At 70.1% G+C, this 21722-nt stretch carries 27 protein-coding genes and 2 tRNA genes; 16 read left to right on the top strand and 13 right to left on the bottom strand.

Translation table 11 applies throughout. From position 1 onward, the window contains the following. The first annotated feature begins 108 nt into the window (after nucleotides 1-108). From ACIBQX_RS32710 to ACIBQX_RS32700, 3 genes are all read left to right on the top strand, one after another. Nucleotides 109-1011, top strand: coding sequence for an ABC transporter ATP-binding protein (locus ACIBQX_RS32710; protein WP_397011333.1), 903 nt, complete (start codon nucleotides 109-111; stop codon nucleotides 1009-1011). Beyond that, entirely contained in the window at nucleotides 1008-1766 is a 759-nt protein-coding gene (locus tag ACIBQX_RS32705) for an ABC transporter permease (RefSeq protein ID WP_397011331.1), read from the top strand. Before ACIBQX_RS32710 ends, ACIBQX_RS32705 begins: the two co-directional genes overlap by 4 nt. Before the next feature lie 183 nt (nucleotides 1767-1949). Continuing rightward, a complete protein-coding gene (locus tag ACIBQX_RS32700) occupies nucleotides 1950-2345 on the top strand; it encodes a pyridoxamine 5'-phosphate oxidase family protein (protein ID WP_397011330.1) in 396 nt (131 codons plus the stop codon). A 42-nt stretch (nucleotides 2346-2387) separates the two neighbouring features. Here ACIBQX_RS32700 and ACIBQX_RS32695 read toward each other — a convergent pair whose 3' ends face one another. After that, entirely contained in the window at nucleotides 2388-2960 is a 573-nt protein-coding gene (locus ACIBQX_RS32695) for a CHRD domain-containing protein (RefSeq protein WP_397011328.1), read from the bottom strand. A gap of 123 nt (nucleotides 2961-3083) precedes the next feature. Continuing rightward, on the bottom strand, nucleotides 3084-3464 hold the full coding sequence (locus ACIBQX_RS32690; RefSeq protein WP_397011326.1) for an STAS domain-containing protein: 381 nt from the start codon (nucleotides 3462-3464) through the stop codon (nucleotides 3084-3086). 125 nt (nucleotides 3465-3589) lie between these two features. On the opposite strand from ACIBQX_RS32690, the gene ACIBQX_RS32685 reads away from it, so the two are divergent. Then, complete coding sequence (locus ACIBQX_RS32685) at nucleotides 3590-4255, top strand: flavin reductase family protein (RefSeq protein WP_397011324.1); 666 nt, start codon at nucleotides 3590-3592, stop codon at nucleotides 4253-4255. 16 nt (nucleotides 4256-4271) lie between these two features. Here the strand turns inward: ACIBQX_RS32685 and ACIBQX_RS32680 are convergent, their stop codons facing one another. From ACIBQX_RS32680 to ACIBQX_RS32670, 3 genes are read right to left on the bottom strand one after another with little or no spacing between them, the layout of a single operon-like run. Then, a complete protein-coding gene (locus ACIBQX_RS32680; RefSeq protein WP_397011322.1) occupies nucleotides 4272-4784 on the bottom strand; it encodes an NUDIX hydrolase in 513 nt (170 codons plus the stop codon). Between the two features lie 13 nt (nucleotides 4785-4797). Further along, a complete protein-coding gene (locus ACIBQX_RS32675; RefSeq protein ID WP_397011320.1) occupies nucleotides 4798-5541 on the bottom strand; it encodes an ABC transporter permease in 744 nt (247 codons plus the stop codon). Next, complete coding sequence (locus ACIBQX_RS32670; RefSeq protein ID WP_397011318.1) at nucleotides 5522-6463, bottom strand: ATP-binding cassette domain-containing protein; 942 nt, start codon at nucleotides 6461-6463, stop codon at nucleotides 5522-5524. The genes ACIBQX_RS32675 and ACIBQX_RS32670 overlap by 20 nt, the downstream gene beginning before the upstream one ends. A gap of 322 nt (nucleotides 6464-6785) precedes the next feature. Here ACIBQX_RS32670 and ACIBQX_RS32665 point away from each other — a divergent pair, with 322 nt between their 5' ends. From ACIBQX_RS32665 to ACIBQX_RS32610, 12 genes are all read left to right on the top strand, one after another. After that, nucleotides 6786-7304, top strand: a complete 519-nt coding sequence (locus ACIBQX_RS32665; RefSeq protein ID WP_397011316.1) for a C40 family peptidase — start codon at nucleotides 6786-6788, stop codon at nucleotides 7302-7304. Nucleotides 7305-7378: 74 nt separating this feature from the next. Beyond that, entirely contained in the window at nucleotides 7379-7609 is a 231-nt protein-coding gene (locus ACIBQX_RS32660; protein ID WP_397011314.1) for a transposase, read from the top strand. Nucleotides 7610-7647: 38 nt separating this feature from the next. Continuing rightward, nucleotides 7648-7723 (top strand) — tRNA-Thr (locus ACIBQX_RS32655). Between the two features lie 159 nt (nucleotides 7724-7882). Continuing rightward, nucleotides 7883-7956, top strand: a tRNA-Met gene (locus ACIBQX_RS32650). A gap of 71 nt (nucleotides 7957-8027) precedes the next feature. Then, on the top strand, nucleotides 8028-8192 hold the full coding sequence (gene rpmG, locus ACIBQX_RS32645; protein WP_019632658.1) for a 50S ribosomal protein L33: 165 nt from the start codon (nucleotides 8028-8030) through the stop codon (nucleotides 8190-8192). A 190-nt stretch (nucleotides 8193-8382) separates the two neighbouring features. Next, on the top strand, nucleotides 8383-8832 hold the full coding sequence (locus ACIBQX_RS32640) for a MaoC family dehydratase N-terminal domain-containing protein (protein ID WP_397011312.1): 450 nt from the start codon (nucleotides 8383-8385) through the stop codon (nucleotides 8830-8832). A gap of 1 nt (nucleotide 8833) precedes the next feature. Next, nucleotides 8834-9262 carry a MaoC family dehydratase gene (locus ACIBQX_RS32635; RefSeq protein WP_397011311.1) on the top strand — a complete coding sequence of 143 codons (429 nt, stop codon included), beginning with the start codon at nucleotides 8834-8836 and terminating at the stop codon, nucleotides 9260-9262. A gap of 36 nt (nucleotides 9263-9298) precedes the next feature. Then, nucleotides 9299-10372 carry a glycosyltransferase family 2 protein gene (locus ACIBQX_RS32630; protein WP_397011309.1) on the top strand — a complete coding sequence of 358 codons (1074 nt, stop codon included), beginning with the start codon at nucleotides 9299-9301 and terminating at the stop codon, nucleotides 10370-10372. 82 nt (nucleotides 10373-10454) lie between these two features. Then, entirely contained in the window at nucleotides 10455-11483 is a 1029-nt protein-coding gene (locus tag ACIBQX_RS32625; protein ID WP_397011307.1) for a UDP-N-acetylmuramate dehydrogenase, read from the top strand. Between the two features lie 251 nt (nucleotides 11484-11734). Next, nucleotides 11735-12301, top strand: coding sequence for a TMEM165/GDT1 family protein (locus ACIBQX_RS32620; protein ID WP_397011305.1), 567 nt, complete (start codon nucleotides 11735-11737; stop codon nucleotides 12299-12301). 108 nt (nucleotides 12302-12409) lie between these two features. Further along, nucleotides 12410-13333, top strand: a complete 924-nt coding sequence (locus ACIBQX_RS32615) for a hypothetical protein (protein WP_397011303.1) — start codon at nucleotides 12410-12412, stop codon at nucleotides 13331-13333. Beyond that, nucleotides 13330-14028 (top strand): hypothetical protein, encoded by a 699-nt coding sequence (locus ACIBQX_RS32610; protein WP_397011301.1) that lies wholly within the window; start codon nucleotides 13330-13332, stop codon nucleotides 14026-14028. Before ACIBQX_RS32615 ends, ACIBQX_RS32610 begins: the two co-directional genes overlap by 4 nt. Here ACIBQX_RS32610 and ACIBQX_RS32605 read toward each other — a convergent pair. The 8 genes from ACIBQX_RS32605 to ACIBQX_RS32570 all read right to left on the bottom strand — a co-directional run. After that, complete coding sequence (locus tag ACIBQX_RS32605) at nucleotides 14020-16863, bottom strand: ATP-binding protein (RefSeq protein WP_397011299.1); 2844 nt, start codon at nucleotides 16861-16863, stop codon at nucleotides 14020-14022. The two genes, ACIBQX_RS32610 and ACIBQX_RS32605, sit on opposite strands and share 9 nt — an antisense overlap. A gap of 101 nt (nucleotides 16864-16964) precedes the next feature. Beyond that, nucleotides 16965-17111: a hypothetical protein gene (locus tag ACIBQX_RS32600; protein WP_397011297.1), complete on the bottom strand. Its 147-nt coding sequence runs from the start codon at nucleotides 17109-17111 to the stop codon at nucleotides 16965-16967. 139 nt (nucleotides 17112-17250) lie between these two features. Continuing rightward, a complete protein-coding gene (locus tag ACIBQX_RS32595; protein ID WP_397011295.1) occupies nucleotides 17251-17736 on the bottom strand; it encodes a hypothetical protein in 486 nt (161 codons plus the stop codon). 47 nt (nucleotides 17737-17783) lie between these two features. Further along, nucleotides 17784-19634 carry a S8 family serine peptidase gene (locus ACIBQX_RS32590; RefSeq protein ID WP_397011293.1) on the bottom strand — a complete coding sequence of 617 codons (1851 nt, stop codon included), beginning with the start codon at nucleotides 19632-19634 and terminating at the stop codon, nucleotides 17784-17786. Nucleotides 19635-19665: 31 nt separating this feature from the next. Next, nucleotides 19666-19935: a hypothetical protein gene (locus tag ACIBQX_RS32585; protein WP_397011291.1), complete on the bottom strand. Its 270-nt coding sequence runs from the start codon at nucleotides 19933-19935 to the stop codon at nucleotides 19666-19668. Then, complete coding sequence (locus ACIBQX_RS32580; RefSeq protein ID WP_397011289.1) at nucleotides 19932-20216, bottom strand: hypothetical protein; 285 nt, start codon at nucleotides 20214-20216, stop codon at nucleotides 19932-19934. Before ACIBQX_RS32580 ends, ACIBQX_RS32585 begins: the two co-directional genes overlap by 4 nt. Before the next feature lie 10 nt (nucleotides 20217-20226). After that, on the bottom strand, nucleotides 20227-21021 hold the full coding sequence (locus ACIBQX_RS32575) for a hypothetical protein (protein WP_397011287.1): 795 nt from the start codon (nucleotides 21019-21021) through the stop codon (nucleotides 20227-20229). A gap of 98 nt (nucleotides 21022-21119) precedes the next feature. Continuing rightward, the coding region (locus tag ACIBQX_RS32570) for a hypothetical protein (protein WP_397011285.1) at nucleotides 21120-21722 on the bottom strand (603 nt) is incomplete at its 5' end.

Here is a 21722-nt window from a genome sequence, read left to right as displayed (position 1 = left end):
TCCGGTCGAGGCGGATGCCGTATCAACCGATCGGTGGATTTTGGGAGAAAAGCTCTGCAGCGATTCTCAAGTCATGACGGACATCGAGGTCGACGGCAGGGCTGGAAGATGATCGAACTCGCGGGACTGACCAAGCGTTACGGCGACCGGACGGCCGTGGACGGGCTGACGTTCGGCGTCGAGCCGGGCCGGGTCACCGGCTTCCTCGGGCCGAACGGGGCGGGCAAATCGACGACCATGCGGATGATCCTGGGGCTGGACCGGCCGGATGCGGGAAGCGTGCGGGTCAACGGCCGCCCGTACGTGGCCGCGCCGCTGCCGATGCGCGAGGTGGGCGCGCTCCTGGACGCCCGCGCGGTGCACGGCTCGCGTACGGCGCGCAACCACCTGCTCTGGCTCGCCCACAGCAACGCGATCCCGGCCGAGCGGGTGGACGAGGTGCTGCGCCTGGTGGGGCTCGAATCGGTGGCGCGCCGGCGGTCCGGCACCTTCTCCCTCGGGATGAGCCAGCGGCTCGGCATCGCGGCGGCGCTGCTCGGCGACCCGAAGGTGCTGCTGTTCGACGAGCCCGTCAACGGCCTGGACCCCGAGGGCATCAAGTGGATCCGGGAGCTGATGCGCGGGCTGGCCGACGAGGGCCGCACCGTGCTCGTCTCCAGCCATCTGATGAGCGAGATGGCGCTGACCGCCGACCATCTCGTGGTCATCGGCAGGGGCAGGCTGATCGCGGACGTGGGGATGCGGGAGTTCGTCCGGCACAGCTCCGGCGTGCTGGTCCGCGCGGACGACCGGGAGACGCTCGCCCGCAGGCTGAGCGACGCGGGCGGCCAGGCGGAGCCCGGCGCCGACGGGGCGCTCGTCGTCACCGGGCTGGACGCCAGGCAGATCGGCCGGGTGGCGATGGAGGCCGGGGTGGTGCTGTCGGAGCTCACCCCCCAGCGCCTCTCCCTTGAGGAGGCGTACATGAATCTCACCCGCGACAGTATCGAGTTCCAGGGAGCAGCGGCATGAACACGTTCCGGGCCGAATGGACCAAGTTCCGCACCGTGCCGTCGAACGTCGTCACCCTGCTGATCGCCGTGGGGCTCATGGTGGGGCTCGGCGCCCTCACCGCCTACCGTGCGGGCGAGGGGTACCGGGCGGGCGGGGCGTTCGACGCCACCTACATCAGCATGTACGGCGGCTTCCTGTTCGCCGAGACCGTGGTGGGCACGCTGGGCGTGCTGGTGGTGACGTCGGAGTACGTCACCGGGATGATCCGGACGAGCCTGACCGTGGCGCCCCGGCGGGGGCGGTTGCTGGCCGCCAAGGTCACCATGTTCGCCGGGCTCGCCCTGGTGGCGGGTGAGGTGGCGAGCTTCGGGTCGTTCCTGCTCGGGCAGGTGGCCATCGGCGCCGGCGGCGCGCCCACGGCGACGCTGGGCCAGCCCGGAGTGCTGCGGGCCGTCGTCGGCATGGGGGTGATCTGGGCGCTGGTGGGCCTGGTGGGCGTGGCGCTGGGCTGCCTGCTGCGCGGCACGATGATCGCGGCCACCGTGCTCGTGGCGGTCAACTTCATCATCCCCGTCATCGGGCCCCGGCTCATGCCGGAGCCGGCGAGAGAGGCGATGCTGACCTACTGGCCGATCTCGGCCGGTCTTCAGATCACCACCACCGTTCAGGCGGCCGGGCGGCTGACTCCGTGGGCGGGGCTCGGGGTGCTGGCCGCCTTCACCGCGCTGCTGCTGACCGTCGCGTTCGCGGTGTTCCGCACCCGGGACGCCTGACACCGGTGGATACGCTGGTGCCCGCACGTCAATGAGGAGGCCTGATGAGGCCTGAGGAGGCCTGAGGAGGCCTGAGGAGGCCTGATGAGGCCTGAGGAGGCCTGAGGAGGCCTGAGGAGGCCTGAGGAGGCCTGAGGAGGCCTGAGGAGGCCTGATGAGGCCTGAGGAGGCCTGAGGAGGACTGTGGATCTGGCCGAGCAGGGAGACGGGTTCGCCGCGTTCTGGCAGGAGCGGCATCTGTGCACGCTCGCCACCGCGCGCCCCGACGGGCCGCCGCACCTGGTGCCGGTGGGCGCGACCGTGGACCTGGCGACCGGCACCGCCCGCGTGATCACCTCGGGGTCCTCGCAGAAGGCCCGCCTCATCGGCGCGTCGGGCGCGTCCGGGGCGCTGGTGGCGCTGTGCCAGGTGGACGGCCGCCGCTGGTCGACGCTGGAGGGCCGGGCCGTGCTGCGGGCCGAGCCGGAGCGGGTGGCCGACGCCGAGCGCCGCTACGCCGCCCGCTACAAGCCACCCCGGCCGAACCCCGCCAGGGTGGTGCTGGAGATCACGGTCACCCGCGTGCTGGGCAACGTGTGACGGAGCCCCGGCAGGACGACCTGCCGGGGCTGTGGGGACGGGCTACCAGTGCTTGCTGTGGTGGAGCTGGCCGCGCACCGCGCCGTCGGGGAACTGAGCGGTGTGGAGGTTGGCGTACCACTTCTTCGGGTTGTTCTTGATGCCCTTCAGCAGGTTGTGGTCCTTGACGATGACGCTGCCGAAGCTCGTGTTGCCGCGGATCTTGCCGTTGGCCAGCAGGTCGATGACGACCGCGCCGTTCTGGCCGGCTGAGCCCCTGTGGATGTGGAAAGCGGTGGGCTTGCCGGTCTTCTTCCACTCGACGAGGTAGTAGAAACGGTTGCCGTGGATGCGGAACTTCGCGACGGCCAGGCCGTTCCGGTCGTTGACCTTCTTGCCGCGCTCCGGCACCTCGTTCCTGCCGAGGAGCACGCTCACGAAGTAGTACTTCTTGGCCGACGCCTCGGCGTCGGCGGTCACGGTGGTGGACTGGGTGGTGGACTGGGTGCTCGCCGAGGCGGGCACCGCGCCCATGGCGGTGACGGCCAGTGCCGCGGTGGCCGCGCCGACCGCCGCCCGGCCCATCGTCCGCCGCCACGAGGTCCGCGCGCCGCCACCCTGCTCAAGAGTGCTCATCAGAACCACTGCCCTTACGTTCGACGTTTTGTCCGACGTGGCAGACGCTACGGGCGCGGATCGTGATGTTCTGTGTACAAGTCCACGTAGGGGCTGTGTGCGCGGTCACACGTACGAGTGCGGCTAGCTCTCCTGCCGGGCGGTGTGGCCCGCCTCGGAGATGCGGGCCTGCAGGGCCGTCGGGACGTCGGGGTCGATCGGGATGACGACGGCCACGCCGGTGACCTCCAGGAGCCGCTTCAGGACGCCGTGGACGCCCGCCAGCCGCAGCCAGCCGCCCGCCTTCGCGGTGCGGTCCACGTACTCCAGAAGGGTGCGCAGGCCCATCGAGTCGCAGAAGGTCAGCCCCGAGGCGTCGATGATCAGATGGGGGCAGCCGCCGGACAGGCAGGCGGAGAGCGTTTCGTCCACCTGAGCGCACCTGGTGGTGTCGAGCTCGCCGGTCAGGCTGATGATCGCCGTGTCACCGAACTGTTCACTGGTGATGGCCAACGGTGGTTGCATACGAGCGGACCTCCATTGTGCTCACCCGTGACGTTACACCGGTGAAGAACCGTAATGGGCCGGTTGAGAGGCGCAGCGTCCGAATGCCGCCAGCACGGGTGAGACACGGCCCGAAAGAGTGGAACGTGACCACTCTCACCGACGCGCACACCCGTATCGAACCGGCCATTCTCTATTTCGGCACCCCGGTCGTCCTGATTTCCACCATGAACGAGAACGGGACCCCCAACCTGGCCCCCATGTCGTCCGCCTTCTGGCTCGGCTGGCGCGCCATGCTGGGGCTGGGCGTCAGGTCCAAGACCGCGCAGAACCTGCTGAGCACCCGCGAGTGCGTGCTCAACCTGCCTTCCGACGCCCTCGCCCCCGCCGTCGACCGGCTGGCGCTGACCACCGGGTCCGACCCCGTGCCGCCGGGAAAGCACGAGCGCGGTTACCGGTTCGTGCCGGGCAAGTTCGGGCGGGCCGGGCTGACGCCGGTGCCGAGCGAGACGGTGCGGCCGCCCAGGGTGGCCGAGTGCCCGGTGAGCATGGAGGCCGTCGTGGAGGCGGCACATCCGGTGGGCGACGGCGGGGTGGTGGCCTTCGAGGTGCGCGTGCAGCGGGTCTGGGCGCACGACGAGATCCGCGCGGAGGGGAAGGACGACCACATCGACCCGGACGCGTGGCGGCCGTTGATCATGAGCTTCCAGAAGTTGTACGGCCTCGGTCCGCAGGTGCACGAGTCCACCCTGGCCCGGATCCCCGAAGACGCCTACCGGGGGCCGGACATCGACCGGGCCTGCACCGTCTGACCCGAGCAATCTGAGCCTAGACCGGCAGCGCGCGGTGCAGCGACATCCAGGACTGGTGGCCGCAGAGCCGCTCGACCTCCGGGCGCGGCAGCCACCGGGCCGCCGTGCTCTCCGAGCCCGCCGGCGGACGGGTGGGCCGCCCCGGCTCGGCCAGCCGCGCCTGGAACATCAGCATGTACGTCAGCGCGGGGTAGCGGTAGCCGGCCGGTGGCGGGGCCAGCAGTTCGATCCGGTGCCAGGCGAACAGCGACAGCAGCTCGGGCTCCAGCAGCAGCCCGGTCTCCTCGGCCACCTCCCGGACCGCCGCACCCACCGGGGTCTCGCCCGGATCGAGGTGGCCGCCGGGGATCTCCCAGCCACGCCCGGCCCGGTTCACCCGGGTCAGCAGCGTCCTGTCCGCCGCGTCCAGCACGAACGCGAACGCGGAGGTGACCGGGCCCTCGGGCGGGACGCCGCCGGCGAGCACGACGTCCATCCGATGCGGGACGGAGATCCACGGCACCGTCCTGGTCTCCACCAAGCGATTCACGCCGGGAAGTCTGTCAGACGCCCCGGCGCATCGCCCGGTTGCTCAGCCACAGGCCGAGCGCGGCCACCGCGAACGACATCGCCGCGCCGTACAGGACCGAGACGTCGGCGAGGTCGCCGGCGAACAGGGCGCGCTGGGCCTCGACGACGTAGGTGACCGGGTTGACGTCGCCGGCCACGCGCAGCCAGGCGGGGCCGGAGTCCATCGGCAGCAGCACCCCCGACAGCAGGAGCAGCGGGAACAGCAGCCCCTGCGTCACGACGTAGAACAGCTCCCCGCTGGGAGCCGACCTCATGGCCAGCACGAAGGAGAGCGACCCCAGGCCGACCCCGAACACGATCAGCATGGCCACCCCCGCCACCGCCCCGGCCAGGTGAAGCTCGAAGCCCAGCGGCAGCGCCAGGACGATGATCAGGAGCGCCTGGGCGAACAGGATCGCCATCTCCTTGAGCGCCCGGCCGATGAGCAGGGCGGTGCGGTTGACCGGGGTGACCATCAGGCGCTCCATCGAGCCGCCGATCAGCTCCACCAGGAGGTTGTAGCCGGAGGACATCGGGCCGGTCAGGCACATCATGACCAGGATGCCGGGCACGAACCACTGCCAGGAGGAGCCCACCGCCCCGTCCAGCAGCGACCCGAACAGGAACAGGAACAGCAGCGGCTGCCCCATCTCGAAGACCAGGCCGAGCGGCTCGCGCACGACGGTGACGAACTCGCGGCGGAAGATGGTCGTGGTGTCATGCAGGAAGGTCGTCATCGCTGAGGCTTCTCCCGGTCAGAGCGAGGAACACGTCGTCAAGGGTGGGGCGGGTGGTCTCGGCCGTGGCGACCTTGACGCCGGCCGCCTCCAGCGTCCGCAGGAGCTCGGGCAGCGCCGAGGTCGCGCCGGCCACGCGGTGGGTCACGGTCAGCCCGTCCGCCGTGGCGCCGGCGATCCTGGCCACCTCGGCGGCGTCCCGCTCGGTGTGCGTGGTGATCGTGATGTGGTCGCCGGCCAGGTCGTTCTTGAGCTGCCCGGCCGTGCCGTCGGCGATGATCACGCCGTTGTCGATGATGACCACCCGCTCGGCCATGCTGTCGGCCTCTTCGAGGTAGTGGGTGGTCAGGAAGAGCGTGGTGCCGTACGTCTCCCGCAGGCGGAGGATGTGCGACCAGATGTCGGCGCGGCTCCTGGGGTCGAGCCCGGTCGACGGCTCGTCGAGGAAGAGCAGGCCGGGGCGGTGGATGAGGCCGAGCGCGATGTCCAGGCGGCGGCGCTGGCCGCCGGAGAGGGTGCCGGGCTTGCGGTCGGCCAGCGGCTCCAGGTCGAGCAGGCCGAGCAGCTCGGCGGCGCGGTCGCGGGCCTCCGAGGTGCTCAGGCCGTAGCAGCGGCCCTGGGTGACGAGCTCGTCGCGGACGCGGTGGTTCTCGCCCGCGCTGTTCTTCTGGCCGACGTAGCCGATCCGGGCGCGCACGCCCGCCGGGTCGCGGGCCACGTCCCGGCCCGCCACGGTGGCGGTGCCGGAGGTCGGCGGCAGCAGGGTGGTGAGCATGCGCAGAGTGGTGGATTTGCCGGCGCCGTTCGGGCCGAGGAAGGCGACCAGCTGGCCGGCCTCCACATCGAGGTCGATGCCGCGCACCGCCTCGACGCGTTCCTTTTTCATGGTGAAGACTCGGGTCAGTCCCCGGGCGTGGATCATGGTCGTTCTCCTCCGGGCATGGCGAAGAAACCCCAGGTCGGGGGCTCGATTGAGGATCGGGACCATCTTGGGCAGGGAAATACCGGTTTGGCAAACGCGAATGTTACGTTCATATAAGGCTCTGACCTGCGGAAACGCCACGTGGCAGACGTGCCGGTGGGGCGGCGTTTCATGGCCCCTGAAGTGCGGATTCAGGCGACGTGCCGAAAAATCTGGATTTATCTGGTTCTGAGGCCGGCGCGCGGCGAAACCTGAGCTCAGCGCACGCCAGATCGGTGATGCAGGATAAAACCGACATACCCGTAGGTGTGAGGGGGGACGGGTGTCGGGAAGGCGCTGGGCGGCCGTGGCCGTGATCCTCGTCTTAGTGGGCGCCACGGCCTCCGCGCCGCTCGCGCGATACGTGCTGCCGGAGATCGTGGCGATCGCGTACGACATCCAGGAGCGCGAGATCGTCTACTCCTGGGGCGGCGGCCACGCCGAGCGGCCCGGGCCGTCCAAGGGCACCTGCCTGGGCTACTCAGGAAAGATCAAGCCCTGCCCGGCGGCGAGGACGCGAGGGCTGGACTGCTCGGGGTTCACGCGGTGGGTGTACGCGCTGGCGCACGGCACGGACGTGCTCGGGCCGGGCAACACCGACGACCACCTGCGCAGGATGCGCCGGGTAGACTCGCCCAGGCCCGGTGACCTGGTCTTTTTCGGCAAAAGCCGGAAGAAGACCCGCCACGTGGGCATCTATCTGGGACAGGGCAGGATGATGAACGCGCCGGAGACCGGTGCCATGGTGCGGGTCGACGACATCGACCGGGTGAAGGGCTTCCTCGGGTTCTACCGTTTTTGAAACCGAGCCGCTATGACCTGTAACGCATGTGACCCCATGAAAAATGAGAGACCCGAAAGCTACTGTGTGCCGGTATGGACAGCCGATGGGTAGGTAGCGACGGGTGCGAGATCGTGCTCGCCATGCGGGCCGGGCGGCAGGTGCTGCGGGTGCGCCGGCACGGGCGGCTCGTCGCCGACTGTTCCACGGTCGAGGAGGTGGCCAGGCACGTCGATCTGGCCGAGCTCTGCGAGGTGATCGCGTTCCCGTCGAGGCCCGCCGCGACGGAGCCGGCGCGGGTGCGGACGAGTTCGCATCATCGCTGAGTGCCGTGTATGGTTACACCTGTCCGCAGCGCGGGCAAGCCCCTATAGCTCAGTCGGCAGAGCGTCTCCATGGTAAGGAGAAGGTCAACGGTTCGATTCCGTTTGGGGGCTCCAGCAGTGTCGAGCCTCACCGGCAGGTGGGGCTTTTGCTTTTTCGATTTCGGTTGGCGGGGGTTCCTGGGGCATACTGGGAACACCCTGCCCGGTCAGGCGAGTTACGTAGGTGCTCCTCGGGTCGGGTATCCTCTACGGGGCCGGTCGTTTTCGGCCCAAGGCGGAGTAGCTCAGTCAGGCAGAGCAAACGGCTCATAATCGTTGTGTCGCCGGTTCAAGTCCGGCCTCCGCTACTGCCCAATCCCAGGTCCTGTGACCTGGGTATGGGCATGTCCCAGTCCCAAACGTAGAAAGGCACTCCCAAGTGGCTGCCACCGACGTTAGGCCGAAGATCACGCTGGCCTGCCAGGAGTGCAAGCACCGCAACTACATCACGCGGAAGAACCGGCGCAACGACCCGGATCGGCTTGAGCTGAAGAAGTACTGCCCCAACTGCCGCTGTCACCGCGCGCACCGCGAGACCCGCTAGTTCTCGCCGGGCAGCACCCCTGCCATCGTTGAACAGACCGGCGTCCTGCTGACAGGGCGCCGGTTTGTCGTGTCCGCACACGCCCGATCCTGGCGGCGGCAAAAAGACGGCCATCTCCGGCGACAGCCGAATGTTGTTCTGTTACCGTCTGGCTCACATCGCGTTCGATGAGACATGCGAGGGAGCACTGATGGCCTTGAACCGTGACTTCGTGGGACGCAGTTACCCATCCGGCAGCCCGTACGAAGTCAGCAGGGTGAAGATCAAGGAGTTCGCCGCCGCGATCGGCGACGGCAACCCGATCTACCGCGACCAGGAGGCGGCGCGGGCTGCCGGTCACCCGGACGTGGTCGCACCGCCGACCTTCCCCATCGTGTTCAGCCTGCAGAGCGGCGGCGGGGCGCTGGCCGACCCCGACCTCGGCCTGAACATCGCCATGGTGGTCCACGGCGAGCAGCGCTTCGTGTACACCCGCCCGGTCTACGCCGGTGACGAGCTCGTCACCACCGCCACCATCACCGAGATCCGCACCGCCGGCCGCAACGAGCTGCTGACGATCAGGAGCGAGGTCACCACGGTCTCCGGTGAGCCGGTCTGCACCACGTACAACACGATCATCGAGCGCGGAGGGGCGGCCTGAGATGACGGCGACGGTGAAGTACGACGAGGTCGAGGTCGGCCAGGAGATCCCCGCCGTCGACTACGGCGTGCGCAGGCTCAACCTGGTGATGTACGCGGGCGCGTCCGGCGACTTCAACCAGATCCACTGGAACGAGCGGTTCGCCAAGATGGTCGGCCTGCCCGACGTCATCGCGCACGGCATGTTCACGATGGCCCAGGCCGGCAGGTTCGTCACGGACTGGGCCGGGGATCCGGGCGCGGTGGTCGACTACGGGGTGCGGTTCTCCTCGATGGTGGTCGTGCCCGACGACGACCAGGGGGCCACGATCACGGTCAGCGGCGTCGTGGAGGAGAAACTCGCGGACAAGCGGGTGGCCGTGGCGCTGACGGCCCGTTCGGGCGACGCCAAGGTGCTGTCCAGGGCGCGCGCGGTGGTGCAGCTCTCCTGATGATAGGGCGGGCGGCTCTCGGGTACCCGTGAGGTCATGAGTGAATCCCCGCATGTCACCGTCTGGCCGACCGTGGAGTCCATCCCTGTTTCCGCCGTGACCGACGACAGGCCGCCCGGCCACCTCCGACCGCCCAGGCTCCAGGAGGTGGCCGGCACCGTGGGCACGGGCCGCGACGCAGCGGGCGGCACAGCGGGCGGCACAGCGGGCGGCGGCGCGGCGGGATCGGGGACCGGGGGCGGCGCGGCCGGGCCGGCGACCGGGGTCGGTACGGCGGGGGCCAGGGGCAGGGGCGCTCGCGGGAACCCGGCGGCCGAGTTCGGCTTCTCCGGCGACCCCGGCCAGCACGGGGTCCCCGACGACGACATGCTGCACGCCCAGCGGACCTGGGACGGGACGCTGGCCACCAACCGGATGGACGATCTGGGCGTCAACGCCGAGCGGCAGCGCGTGGAGACCAAGGACGTGACGGCCTCGGTGGGCCTGGTGGCCGACGGCCGGCCGCAGGACGTGCGGGCGTGCGTCGAGTCGCTCGTCGAGCACACCGGCGCCACCATACTGGCCCTCGACCTGGGCAACGTGGACGGCGCGGGGGACGTGCTGGCGGAGCTGGCCGAGCGCCACCCGGAGCGGATCCGTCTCTGGCGCGTCGCCGACGCCCCGCAGGGGCGGGGCGGCGGCGCGACCTCGGGCGCGGCCCGGATGAAGCTGCTCCACCTCGACAGCTCCGAGGTGCACGTCCTGATGGACACCTCGCTCGTGCTCGAAGGTGACGCGCTCACCCCGCTGGTCGCGGCGGTCAAGGAGGGGGCGGTGGCCGCCGGCCGGCAGGGGCTGGAGCCGGCGGATTCCGGCGACCGGTGGCGTCCGGCGGGACCGGGGCGGGTGCGGGCGCTGAGCGCCGACCTGATGGCGGTCCGCAGGTCGGCCGCGCTGGCCGCCTTCCCGGAGCGGGTCCACAGCGCTCGCGATGCCGACGTGGAGTTCTCCCTGGCCCTGCGCGGCGAGCTGGTGGTGCCCCCCGAGCGTCTGCCGGTACGCAGGCTGCGCGAGCGCGACGTCGCCCCTGAACAAGCCTCCGAACACGCTCCAGAACAAGCCCCCGGATAGGCCCCGAATACCGCGACGAGGAGGTCAGGGGGAACTACGACGGGTGCCCCCGAGGCTGTGACACCTCATAAGCTAGGTGCTCATGGAGATGCTCGCGCCTTACACCACGCTGCGCCTGGGCGGTCCGGCCGGCGATTTCGCCCGAGCCGACACGGCGGAGCAGCTGGTCTCCCTGGTGGCGGCGGCGGACCGGGAGGGGCGGCCCACGCTGATCCTCGGCGGCGGCAGCAACCTGGTGGTGGCGGACGAGGGCTTCGACGGGCTGGTCATCCGGGTGGCCAATCTGGGCGTCTCGGTCTCCCGTGACGCCGAGCAGGTGCTGGTCACGGTCGAGGCGGGCGAGGACTGGGACCCGCTGGTGGCCCGCGCGGTCGCCGAGGGCTGGTCGGGCATCGAGTGCATGTCGGGCATCCCCGGCCTGGTGGGCTCCACGCCGATCCAGAACGTCGGCGCCTACGGCCAGGAGGTGTCGCAGACCATCTGGTGCGTGCGGGCCTACGACCGCAAGACGCGCCAGGTGGTGGATCTGGAGGCGCGGCAGTGCGGGTTCTCCTATCGCGACAGCGCCTTCAAGCGGGATCTGTCCCGGCATGTGGTGCTCGCCGTGACGTACGCGCTGGATGTTTCGGGAACATCCGGTCCGGTGGCGTACAAAGAGCTGGCCGGACGGCTCGGCGTCGAGGTCGGCGAGCGCGTGCCGCTGGCGCGAGCCCGTGAGGCGGTGCTGGAGCTGAGGCGCGGCAAGGGCATGGTGCTCGACCCGGCCGACCCCGACACCCGCAGTGCCGGGTCCTTCTTCACCAACCCGATCCTGTCCGCGCCGGAGGCGGCGGCGCTGGCCACGCGCGCGCCGGGACACCCGAGCTGGAGCGTCGGCGACGGGTCGATCAAGGTGCCGGCCGCCTGGCTGATCGAGCAGGCCGGCTTCCCCAAGGGCTACGAGCACGGCCCGGTCCGCATCTCCACCAAGCACACCCTCGCCCTGACCAACCCCGGCGAAGGCACCACCGCTGACCTGCTGGCCCTGGCCAGGCACGTGCGCGACGGGGTGCGCGAGAAGTTCGGGGTGACGCTGGTCAACGAGCCGGTCATGGTGGGCTGCGCGCTGTGAGGGGCGCCTCGCCGAGGGGTGGGGAATAGTCGCGCGGGGGCGGCTGTTAGTGTGTCGGAAACACCGAAGGGGAGTAGTCCCAATCGCGTGATCGACATGCTGGCGCGTTCGCGCGCCCGGTCGCGCGGGCCTTCACGGGCGGACGAGACCTTCGGCCTGGCAGCCGTGTACGAAGACGCTGCCGGGCCGAAGCCGTGCCCGAAATTCTCCCCCGGTGCGCGCTCCCGGTCCGGTCGCGCGGAAGAGGACCGTTGGACGCATTCTGGATCAGCCTGGCCGTGATCTTCGTGGCCGAGCTCGGTGACAAGAGCCAGCTCATGGCGATGACGTTCGCCACCCGTTTCAAAGCCTGGCCGGTGATCGCCGGCATCACGATCGCCACCACCGCCGTCCACCTCGTCAGTGTGGCCGTGGGCGGGTTGATCGGCGACGCGCTCCCCACCACCGCCATCTCCGTCGTGGCGGGCCTCGCCTTCCTCGGCTTCGCGGCCTGGACGCTGCGCGGCGACGAGCTGACCGAGGAGGAGTCCCGCAAGGCGCAGCGCACCACCAGGAACGCCATCATCGCCGTGACGGTCGCGTTCTTCCTGAGCGAGCTGGGCGACAAGACCATGCTGGCCACGATCACGCTGGCGACCCAGCACGGCTGGCTCGGCACCTGGATCGGCTCCACCGTCGGCATGGTGGCGGCCGACGCGCTGGCCATCGTGGCGGGCCGGCTGCTGGGCAAGCATCTGCCGGAGAAGGCGATCCGGTACGGCGCTGCCGCCGCCTTCGCGATCTTCGGCGTCGTCCTGCTGGTCGACGCGATGCTCTGACGCAATCCAGGAGATTAGTACCCACTCGTTACAATTTGTTACTCATTGTAAGCAACAGGTGTGATTGGGTATTCACTGACCTCTGGTTCGTCGGGGATGGAGTACGGATTGTCAAGGATCGGCTGGCGCCACTCAGCGTTCGCGCCCGCGGTGGCCGGGGTGGTCTCGGCGCTGCTGCTGATGACCGGAGTGGTGGAGACAGTGCTGCGGGCCGTGGGCGCGACCACACCCCCGGCCGCGGCGGAGTTCGTGGTCACGGTCATCGTCGCGGTGTTCCTGACCGCCGTGCTCAGGATCGTCAGGGCCGTGCCGGACATCCGGCGCGAGAACGAGGCGACGGCGCGGGCCGTGGCCAACGTCCAGGCGGTGAAACCGGGCGGCGACACGCTGGTGGGCCGGCGGCTCAAGCTGTTCAAGGAGTCCGCGGAGGCGGGCAGCGACTGTGAGGCGGTGCTGAGCGCCCGCTCCGCGCTGGACGACAGCGAGATGGCCAACAAGCACCACCTGGACCACGCGCTCATCTGGGCGCTGCCGGTGTTCGGGTTCATCGGCACCGCGCTGACGATGGCCGCGATGGTCACCTCGTTCGGCACCGCCCTGGACAGCCAGGGCGACCCCAGCGTGCTGATGACCGCGCTCAGGGAGCACGTGCTGCCGGAGCTGGCCTCCGCGTTCGGCGTCACGCTCATCGCGCTGTTCCTGAGCGTGCTCGCGTTCTTCGCGATGTCCCTCGTCGAGCGGGCCGAGCGGGCCGGCGTGGTGGCCGCCGACGAGGTGTTCCTCGGCTACATCGCGCGGTTGCCCGGCAAGCAGGCGGCCCCCGCCGCGCAGGCGACCCCCGCCCTGCAGGGGCTCAGCCAGGAGCTGGCCCGCTCGCGAGCCGAGACCGAGTCCCTGGCCAAGGGCCTGGCCCGCTCACGCGGCGAGACCGAGGCGCTGGTCAAGGGGCTGGACGCGCTGCGGATCGCGGTGGAGCGGCTGAGCGCGGCCGAGACCCGCCCGCAGCGGTACACGCTGGTGAGGGAGCCGTGAGGAAGCGGCCCGCCAGATCGTTCGCCCCGCCGCTCGACCTGCGTTTCATCGACCTGTTCATGGCCATCGTGCTGGCCCTGTCGTTCGTCGCCATCATGCTCACCGTCGTGGCGCGGATGCTGCCGACCGACGCTCCCGCGCAGTCGGCCCGCGAACAGAAGACCGTGGCCCAGCTGCAGAAGCAGCTCGACGCCGCCGTGGCGGCCCAGCGGCAGGCCGAGACCGAGCTGCGCACCACCCAGGAGGGGATCGCCGATCAGACGGCCTTCGCCCTGCCCTGGTGGCTGATCGGGTTCTGCGCGCTGCTCGGCGTGCTCGCCGTGTTCGTGGACTGGCGGATCCGGCTGTGGCGCAGAGCGGAGCTGCCGCGCCTGCGCAGCTGGCTGATGGTCGCCCTGGTGGTGGCCGCCGTCACCTGGGTGATCAGGTCGCTGAGCGACCGTGACGGCTATCTGCTGCTCGCCGAGATCCCCTGGTGGGCCGCCGACGCCCTCTGCCTCGGACTGATCCTGGTCGCGTACGTGCTGATCGCCGACATCCGGTCCGGGCAGGCCACGCTCGGCGAGATCAGAGCGCGGCCGGCGCGCGAGCCGATCCCCGGCGAGCGGCCAATCGGCGAGCGGCCGCTCGACGAGCGGCCCGTCGGCGGGCGGCCTCTCGGCGAGCGGCCGAGGCACCGCAGCCCGTCAGTGTGACAGCAGCGACCGCCGGTGCGCGGCGGCGGCGGCCTCGCCCCGTGTCGCCACGCCCAGCTTGGCCAGGATGTTGGAGACGTGCACGCTCACGGTCTTGGCGGAGATGAACAGCTCTGTCGCGATGTCCCTGTTGGTATGCCCCAGCGCCACCAGGCGCAGCACTTCGAGCTCGCGCGGGGTGAGCAGGTCGGACGGCTCCTGCCGGGCCGCGCCCACGCGGCGTGACAGCCGCTCGATGTCGCCGATGAGCGGGGCCGCGCCCAGGGCCTTCGCCAGCGGCAGCGCCACCTTGAGCCGGGCCGCCGCGCCGTCGCGGTCACCCGCCAGCGCCGCGGCGGAGGCCGCCCGGGTCAGCGCCCTGGCCTGGTTGTGCGGGCGGCCGAGCCGCTCCCAGGCGGCGGCCGAGGCGTCGAAGTCCCCCGAGTACGACAGCCGGTAGGCCTCGGCGACCGGGCCGACGGTCGACAGGTGCTTCGCCACCTCGGCGGAGTGCTCGCGCACCGCGCGGACCCGTTCGGGTTCGAGCTCCTCGGCGGCGTCGCAGACCGTGCGGAGCAGGGCCAGCAGCCGCCAGCCGAGCATCGCCTTGCTGGACTGGGAGGGGCGGGCGAGCACCCGCTCGGCCACCGCCAGCGCCAGGCCGTACTCGCCGCTCAGCAGGTGCCAGCCGATGTGCAGCCGGGCGCTGTTGGTGATGTCCTGGACGAAGTCCTCGGGCCGCTCCTTGAGCACGCCGATCTCCGACAGGATGGCCTCGACCAGCTCCAGCTCGCCGCGCGCGAGCGCGATGTCGGCCCGCACCCGCATCAGGTGGTGGCGGGTGCGCAGCGCCGGCCCGAAGGAGAGGGCGCGCTCGACGGTCTCGACGGCCTCGTCCCAGCGGCCGATCGTCTCCAGCGCCTCGGCCCAGTTGTTGAGGATGAACAGGCCGCTGGCCCGGAGCCTGCCGAACCTCTTGGCCGCCAGCCAGCCCTCCTCGCACAGCTTCAGCGCCTCGTCCGAGCGGCCGGTGTCGAGCAGGGCGTCGATCATGTTGCCGATCGCCCGCGTGATCACCCGGCCGGAGTTGGCCTGCTTGCCGATCTCCAGGGCCCGGGTGTTGGTGTCGATCGTCGCCTCGATGTCGCCGGTGAGCGAGTGACCGAGCCCCAGGTTCAGCAGGAACTCGGCCTCAAGGCAGCGATCGCCCAGCTCCCTGGCCAGGCGCATGCCCTCCTCGACGCACGCGCCGCCCTCCGCGCCCTCACCGCGGAGCATCAGGTGCTGGCTCAGCGGCATGAGCACATCGGCCCTGGCCGGCCCCGGCTCGGGGACGAGCCGCAGGGCGTGGCGGAGGCTCTCGACGACGCCGACCCGCCCCTTGGAGATCTTCAGGTACGTCTGGCGGACGATGAGCCTGGCCACCCGGCCTGGCTCCTGGCTCTCGTCCAGCTCCGCCAGCGCGGCGTTGACGAACTTCATCGCCCTGTCGACCTCACCGCCGGCCTGCGCGGCGGCCGAGGCCTTCTCCAGCACCGCGATGTGGTCCACGCCGATCCGCTCCGCCGCGTCCGGCACCCGGTCCCACAGCATGAGCACCCGTTCGAGCAGCGGCACCGCCTCGGTGTAGGCGAAGGCCTTGAACGACTTCCGTGCGGCCTGCCAGGCGGCGATCAGGGCCTCGTGGTCGTTGCGGGCGCCGTACCAGTGGTGGGCGAGTTCGACGGCGGCCCGCCCCGGCGGGACGAGCGTGCGGTCCTTGGAGATCTCCTCGGCGTAGCGGGAGTGCAGCCGCTGGTGCTCGCCGGGCAGCAGTTCCTCGTGCACGGCCTCGCGGATCAGCGAGTGGCGGAAGACGTAGGCGCGGCCGTCGGCGATCTGCAGCACGTTGCCCGCGATGGCGGGCCGGAGCGCGGTCTCCAGCTCCAGGTCGGACAGGCCGCTCGCGGCGGCGAGCAGGGCGTGGCCGACCCGGGTGCCGCCCGCGGCGGCGATGCGCAGCACCCGCTGGGTCTCCTCCGGCAGCCGCTCGACGGCGGCGAGGATCAGGTCCTGCATGGAATCGGGGAAGGTGCAGTCGTCGCTGCCGTCGAGCATCGCCTCCACGAACAGGGGGATGCCCTCGCTGCGTTCGAAGACCTTCTGCACCTTGGCGTACTGCGGGGTGCTGCCGAGGATGCCGGTCATCTGCTGGGCCACCTCGTCACGCGACAGCCGGGGCAGGTCGAGCCGGAGCACGCCGTTGACCCTGCCCAGCTCCGCCAGCACCGGGCGCAGCGGATGCTGCCTGTGCAGGTCGTCGGAGCGGTAGGTCATGACCATGAGCACCTGCGGGATGCGCAGGTTACGGCTGAGGAAGGCGATCAGGTCCCGGCTGGACCTGTCGGCCCAGTGGACGTCCTCGATGATCAGAATCGTGGGGGTGCTGTCGGCCAGCCGTTCGAGGAGGGTGAGAAACTGCTCGAAGAGCCGGGCACGGCTGGTGTCGGTCTCGCCGTCGCCGCTGGCCTCACCGAACTCGGGCAGCAACCGCGCCAGGTCGCGCGCGGCGCCTTCGGGGAGCAGCCTGGCGATCCGGTCGGCGCCCTGCTCCCTGACGAGCTGCCTGAGCGCCGCGGTGAACGGCGCGTAGGCCAGGCCCTCGGAGGAGAGCTCGACGCAGCCGCCGTACAACACGCGGGCGCCGCCGACCTGCTCGGCGAAGCGGTGGACGAGCCGGGTCTTGCCGACGCCCGCCTCGCCACCGAGCAGCACCGCCGTGGCGTTGCCACGGCAGGCCTCCTCGAACGCCTCGCAGAGCGCGGCGAGCTCGCCGCTACGCCCGACGAAGACGGGGCTCACCGAACGTCCCAGCATGTCGTCCAGCATGTCACGCCTTGTCCGTATCTTTCGACGGGATTACGGGGGCTGAGAGGCCCGGCCGCGAGGGAGGTTGCGGCCGGGCTCTCTTGGGACGGTCATGACGAGCGGCGCTTGCCGAAGACCGAGCGGCGCTCGGACTTGTTCGCCTGCTCCGCCTCGCGTACGCGGCGGTGCCTGGCGGCTGCCTGACGCAGCTCGTTGGCCTGACTCTTCATGAGCTGGAACTCGATTTCGGCGTTCATGCCGTTCTCCTGCGCTTGTGGAGCGTATTTCCTGACATCTTCAAGAGTCGGCCTAAGGCCCACCCCTCCACATCGGATGGATGCCCTATCTCCACACCCGCGCAGGCCCATACATACCTAGGACGCCGCCGTGAGGCGTCTAGTCCACCCGGTAGGTGACGTAGTAGTACGAACTCTCCACTTCAGACTTGGCGAGTTTCGCAATCTCCCCGGCGCCTCTCTCCGATTCGAAGATCGTTATCGATCCCAGTAGGTCGTTACCGGAGGCCGAGTCGTGATCAAACAGTGAGATGTTCTGTGAGAAGGAGACGGGGAGCGTGATGCCGGGCGTCAGGGACTGGCCTGCCTGCACGTCCACGGTCGTGTTGCCGTGCGGCCAGATGGAGTTGTCCAGGTCACCTGAGGTGTCGGTCGTGATGAACAGGTTGTCGGGATCGGAGCGGGCGCTGTCCATGGCCCCCACGACCTCGGGAATTCCCCTGACGAAGCTCTCGATCGAACTCACGCCGAGCTGGCTCAGCACTTGTGCCGGGGCGAGGCCGGAAAGGGCTTGGACGACGCCGAGGTCGGTTCCGGTGGCCTGGCGCAGGCACCAGATCTGCTGGATCGTAGCGGTCGCGGTCATGGTTTCTCCTTGATGTTCAGGGTGAGGCGAAGCGGCTCAGTAGCGGGTCAGTACTGGCGGATGAGCCCCGCCGCGACCATCTCCTCGTAGAGCCGGGTCAGCGCCGCCATGGACGTGCCGCCCGGTGTCTGCTGGAAGGAGATGGGAGGCGTGGTGGTGAGCAGGCCGGCTGCCAGCATCTCCTGGGTGAGCTGGTCCAGCGGTGAGTGCGCCGCCACGCCGGTGAGTGCCGGCGCCAGGGCGCGGATCGCGTCAGGCAGCCCGGCTCCCGTCCTGTTCGGGTCGCCGAGCTGCAGCGGGGTGCAGCTCGATTTGATGATGTCGAACAGCCGGTCCACACGCCGGGCGTCCCGGTCCGCGTACTCGCCCTGGAAGTCGCCGTGGTGGGCCACGATCAGCGCGGCCAGGCCGCTGACGTGAGGAGCGGCCATCGACGTGCCGTCCCAGGCGGCGTACTCGTTCGACGGGATCGCCGACAGGATCGCCACGCCCGGCGCGCACACGTCGACCTCTGGCCCGAAGCAGGTGAACGCGGGCGAGAAGTATCCGTCGAGCGCCTGCGGCGGCCGGATCTGGTCGGCATGCGTGCTGCCGGCGGGAAACGCGTCCGTCTTGCCGATCGCCGCGACCGCGAGGACCGTGGGCATGTTGCCGGGGAAGTTGACCGGACCGCTGTCGTTGCCGGCGGCGACGATGCACGCCACGCCGGCCGAGCGGGCCTCTTCGAACTTGGCCGCGACGAGCGGGGAGAACTCCTTGGTGCCCAGACTCAGGTTGATGACATCGATCTCCTTGTCGATGCAGTAGTCCAGGGCCTCGATGAGATCGCTGAGCCGGCCGCCGGGGAAGATCTTGCAGACGTGCACCTCCGCCTCGACGGCGAAACCGACGACGCCCCGGCCGGTGTCCGCGCCGGTGACGATTCCGGCGCAGTGCGAGCCGTGGTGGACGGTGTCGACCGTCCATCCGGTCTCCTTCCGATCGCTCAGATCGATTCCGGTGCTCACCCGGCCCGCGAGGTCGGGGTGCCCGACATCCACCCCGGAGTCGATGATGGCGATCTTGGCGCCCGCGCCGCGGAAGTTCGGGGGCAGCCGGTGCAGCTGCATGGCCTGCTGCCCCCAGCCGAACGCCTGCTTGTCGGGGAAGCCGGGCAGGGTGTCCGACAGCTTCTTCAGGACGACGAGGTTGTCACCGTCCTCCTTCAGGGCCGGCCGGTCGAGTATCCGGCTCCAGTGACCGCCGACGGGTTTCACCTGCACGCTGGCGATGGATTCGGGAGTTTCTCCGTTCAGGGTGACCGTGGCTCGGCCGTCCGGGCCGGTGAGCCCCTGGGCGGGCCACAGATAGCCGTTGACCAGAACGGTGGCATTGGGCATGGGCGTGCCATCGGTGTCCACGACCAGGAAGGTGAAGCTCGATTCGGCGCCGGCGGGCAGGATCAGCTGGCGGCGCGTCTCCCTGCGCGGCATGAGGGACACGTCGGTGTAGGTGAGCAGCCGGTCGCGCTCGATGTAGACCTGGGGCAGCTGTCGGCTGAGCGCCTCCGCGTACTCTCGCGTCATGTCGGCGACCGTCAGACTTCCCAGCGACACGTTCCCCGCCGCGAGTGCGGACATCCGGACCGGCGCCTCGACCCGCTTGCGCACTTCCACCTGCGAGTCACGTTCGAGCAGGTCGTGCAGGGTATCGGAGTTGATTGACGTGACGGAGAGGCCTTTCGCCTCCAGATAGGGCTGGGGCAGCACCGCCGCCATATACCGCCGTAGTCTCGGCCGTACCGATTCCTGCACCGGTTCCTGCACCGGTTCCTGCACCGGTTCCTGCTCGGCCTTGCCCCGGGTGGACGGGCGGGGCCGCGGCTGCCTGCCGTCTTTGGAACTACCGTTACCGCTCATGGCGTCTCTCCTGAGAGCTCATGCTGATATGTCAGTACAACTCGACAGGGGAGTCCGGCTCGATCGTCAGCCGCGTGCCGTACCTCGCCCGCAGCGCTCCGGCGTGTGCCGGAGACATCTCCACCGCGAGCAGGCTCGGCCGATCCGGCGCCCCGATGATCCGCCGGATCCGTACCTCGGGATCGTCGCGGAGCAGCTCCACCAGCTCCGCGAGCAACTCGGGGTCAGGGCAACCGACCATGTACGGCACGCTCCCGGACCGGTCACCGGCCGATCCGGGGTCGTGCGACGGCCCGGTCACTGCGGCGGTGTGGGCTGGCCGCCTCTGCCGATGAAGCCGGTGACCAGCTGAATCTGTGCCAGGCACTGGTCGTACTGCCCGTTGCGGTACAGCCGCACGGCCTCGATCGTCGCCGGCACGGCGTTCGCGTACTGGGGCGCCTGCGGGACGGCGGCCTGCAACCACCCGTAGAGCTGCTGCAGCGCCGTCGCGCACTGCGCCTGGCTCACCTGAGGAAGCCCCGTGGCCGGCGCCCCGGAGATCATGTCCGGCCACTGTCCCAGCCCGACCGTCGGTCCCATGTCGCCGCTCCTACCCGACCCCGGCGGGCGCCTGGCCCGGCTGCATGGGCTGCTGCATCGGCTGCGGCATGGGGGGCTGCATGCCCTGCTGCATCGGGGGCTGCATCGGCTGCTGCATGCCCTGCTGCTGTCCCGGCTGGTCCGGGATGCTGAGCAAAAGCTGCTTGACGACAGGAAGGCCGTACTGCATGCCGTACTGGGCCACCTTGCTCCAGAAGCTCATCGGGTTGACCACGTGCTCCATCGGCTGGAGCTGTCCGCCCTGTCCGCCCTGTCCGGCCTGGAAGGGCTGCAAGGAGCCCTGAGCGCCGAGCAGTTGCTGCAGGATGGGAGGGAGCGTGGGCGTCGGCATGGGCGTCGGCATGGTGGGCAGGTTGTTCAGGAGGCCGCCGCCGAAGAACGACGGTGACACGCCCTGCTGGCCCTGCTGGCCCTGCTGCGACCCACCCATCACCTGCCCCAAGACCTCTTGCAGCCTGCGGAGCATCTCAGGGTCGATGCCGGAGAACGGAAACTGGCCGCCCATGCCGGGAAAGCTCTGCGGGCTGAGTTGCTGCGGGCTCTGCTGCGCCTGCATCGGGAGGACGGCACCGAGAATAGTGCCGAGGATGCCGCCGATCGCGGCGCCCTCATTGCCGCCGATCGCATTACCGATCTCACGACCGGCGAGACCTCCGACCATGCCACCGCCGATGCCCATCGGTGACACGCCCTGCTGACCGTGCTGCTGCTGCTGCTGTTGCTGGGGAGAAGGTTGCTGGCCGTACTGCTGTCCTGGCGCCATCTGCGGCGTGGTGTACGTCATGGTCTCTCCTACGAAGCTGTCGCGACGCGACTTCGACCTGTTACTTACCGTGATGGTTGCTGACTAATTGTGGCGAACAGTAATGATGTCGCCAGCATTCACGGGAACAGTGCGACGAGCTCGGGAGGCAGGGCCGGGTCGGTGCGTTGGAAGGTCCGGCCCTCCTCGAACCCCTCGACCGTCTTGATCGCCCGCATGAAGCTCTCCAGCTCGGCGTCGTTGAGATCGGCCACCCGCCGCGCCGGATCGAGCCCGGTGAGCTGGCGGACGCGGTTGGCGTACAGGACGGGATCGTTGTTCCCGTGCCCGGAGGGCGCGTACTTCCTGAGCGCGTCGGCCATGCTCAACGGGTTGTAGACCGAGGACCGGAGGACCCCGCGCAGCGCGGTCCAGCCGTCCTCATGGCTGGCGAAGATCGCCAGGCCTCGCCTGTCGACGGCGAGCGCGTTCCGGTACGGCATCCGGCCGGGCAGGAGGTTGCCCGGGTTGTTGTTGCGCCAGGCGAGGGTGCCGCCCACGTGCAGCACGTCGTGCATCCTCGTCCAGCCGCCGTGCTCGTCGCCGGAGGCCGCCGGGCCGGTCCGTTGCGGGAGCTTGAGCCAGGCGGCGTCGACCCGCCCGCCGAAACCGGCCTCCGCCACGCCGGGCCAGTTGCCGGCGATGAGTTTGGGCTGGGGGTCGGCGTGGTCGGCGTTGAGGTC

This window comes from Nonomuraea sp. NPDC049714 (assembly GCF_044465295.1).
In the GTDB taxonomy this organism is placed as follows: domain Bacteria; phylum Actinomycetota; class Actinomycetes; order Streptosporangiales; family Streptosporangiaceae; genus Nonomuraea.
This window is presented reverse-complemented; position numbering and strand designations above follow the sequence as displayed.

Excerpts from the sequence above, each read along its gene's own strand:
- ACIBQX_RS32630 (WP_397011309.1), top strand. The coding sequence starts at position 9,299 with ATGAGTGAATCCCCGCATGTCACCGTCTGGCCGACCGTGGAGTCCATC.
- ACIBQX_RS32690 (WP_397011326.1), bottom strand. The coding sequence starts at position 3,464 with ATGCAACCACCGTTGGCCATCACCAGTGAACAGTTCGGTGACACGGCG.
- ACIBQX_RS32595 (WP_397011295.1), bottom strand. The coding sequence starts at position 17,736 with ATGACCGCGACCGCTACGATCCAGCAGATCTGGTGCCTGCGCCAGGCC.
- ACIBQX_RS32575 (WP_397011287.1), bottom strand. The coding sequence starts at position 21,021 with ATGACGTACACCACGCCGCAGATGGCGCCAGGACAGCAGTACGGCCAG.
- ACIBQX_RS32605 (WP_397011299.1), bottom strand. The coding sequence starts at position 16,863 with ATGCTGGGACGTTCGGTGAGCCCCGTCTTCGTCGGGCGTAGCGGCGAG.
- ACIBQX_RS32670 (WP_397011318.1), bottom strand. The coding sequence starts at position 6,463 with ATGATCCACGCCCGGGGACTGACCCGAGTCTTCACCATGAAAAAGGAA.
- ACIBQX_RS32590 (WP_397011293.1), bottom strand. The coding sequence starts at position 19,634 with ATGAGCGGTAACGGTAGTTCCAAAGACGGCAGGCAGCCGCGGCCCCGC.
- ACIBQX_RS32635 (WP_397011311.1), top strand. The coding sequence starts at position 8,834 with ATGACGGCGACGGTGAAGTACGACGAGGTCGAGGTCGGCCAGGAGATC.
- ACIBQX_RS32640 (WP_397011312.1), top strand. The coding sequence starts at position 8,383 with ATGGCCTTGAACCGTGACTTCGTGGGACGCAGTTACCCATCCGGCAGC.
- ACIBQX_RS32625 (WP_397011307.1), top strand. The coding sequence starts at position 10,455 with ATGGAGATGCTCGCGCCTTACACCACGCTGCGCCTGGGCGGTCCGGCC.
- ACIBQX_RS32600 (WP_397011297.1), bottom strand. The coding sequence starts at position 17,111 with ATGAACGCCGAAATCGAGTTCCAGCTCATGAAGAGTCAGGCCAACGAG.
- ACIBQX_RS32580 (WP_397011289.1), bottom strand. The coding sequence starts at position 20,216 with ATGGGACCGACGGTCGGGCTGGGACAGTGGCCGGACATGATCTCCGGG.
- ACIBQX_RS32705 (WP_397011331.1), top strand. The coding sequence starts at position 1,008 with ATGAACACGTTCCGGGCCGAATGGACCAAGTTCCGCACCGTGCCGTCG.
- ACIBQX_RS32660 (WP_397011314.1), top strand. The coding sequence starts at position 7,379 with ATGGACAGCCGATGGGTAGGTAGCGACGGGTGCGAGATCGTGCTCGCC.
- ACIBQX_RS32710 (WP_397011333.1), top strand. The coding sequence starts at position 109 with ATGATCGAACTCGCGGGACTGACCAAGCGTTACGGCGACCGGACGGCC.
- ACIBQX_RS32675 (WP_397011320.1), bottom strand. The coding sequence starts at position 5,541 with ATGACGACCTTCCTGCATGACACCACGACCATCTTCCGCCGCGAGTTC.
- ACIBQX_RS32695 (WP_397011328.1), bottom strand. The coding sequence starts at position 2,960 with ATGAGCACTCTTGAGCAGGGTGGCGGCGCGCGGACCTCGTGGCGGCGG.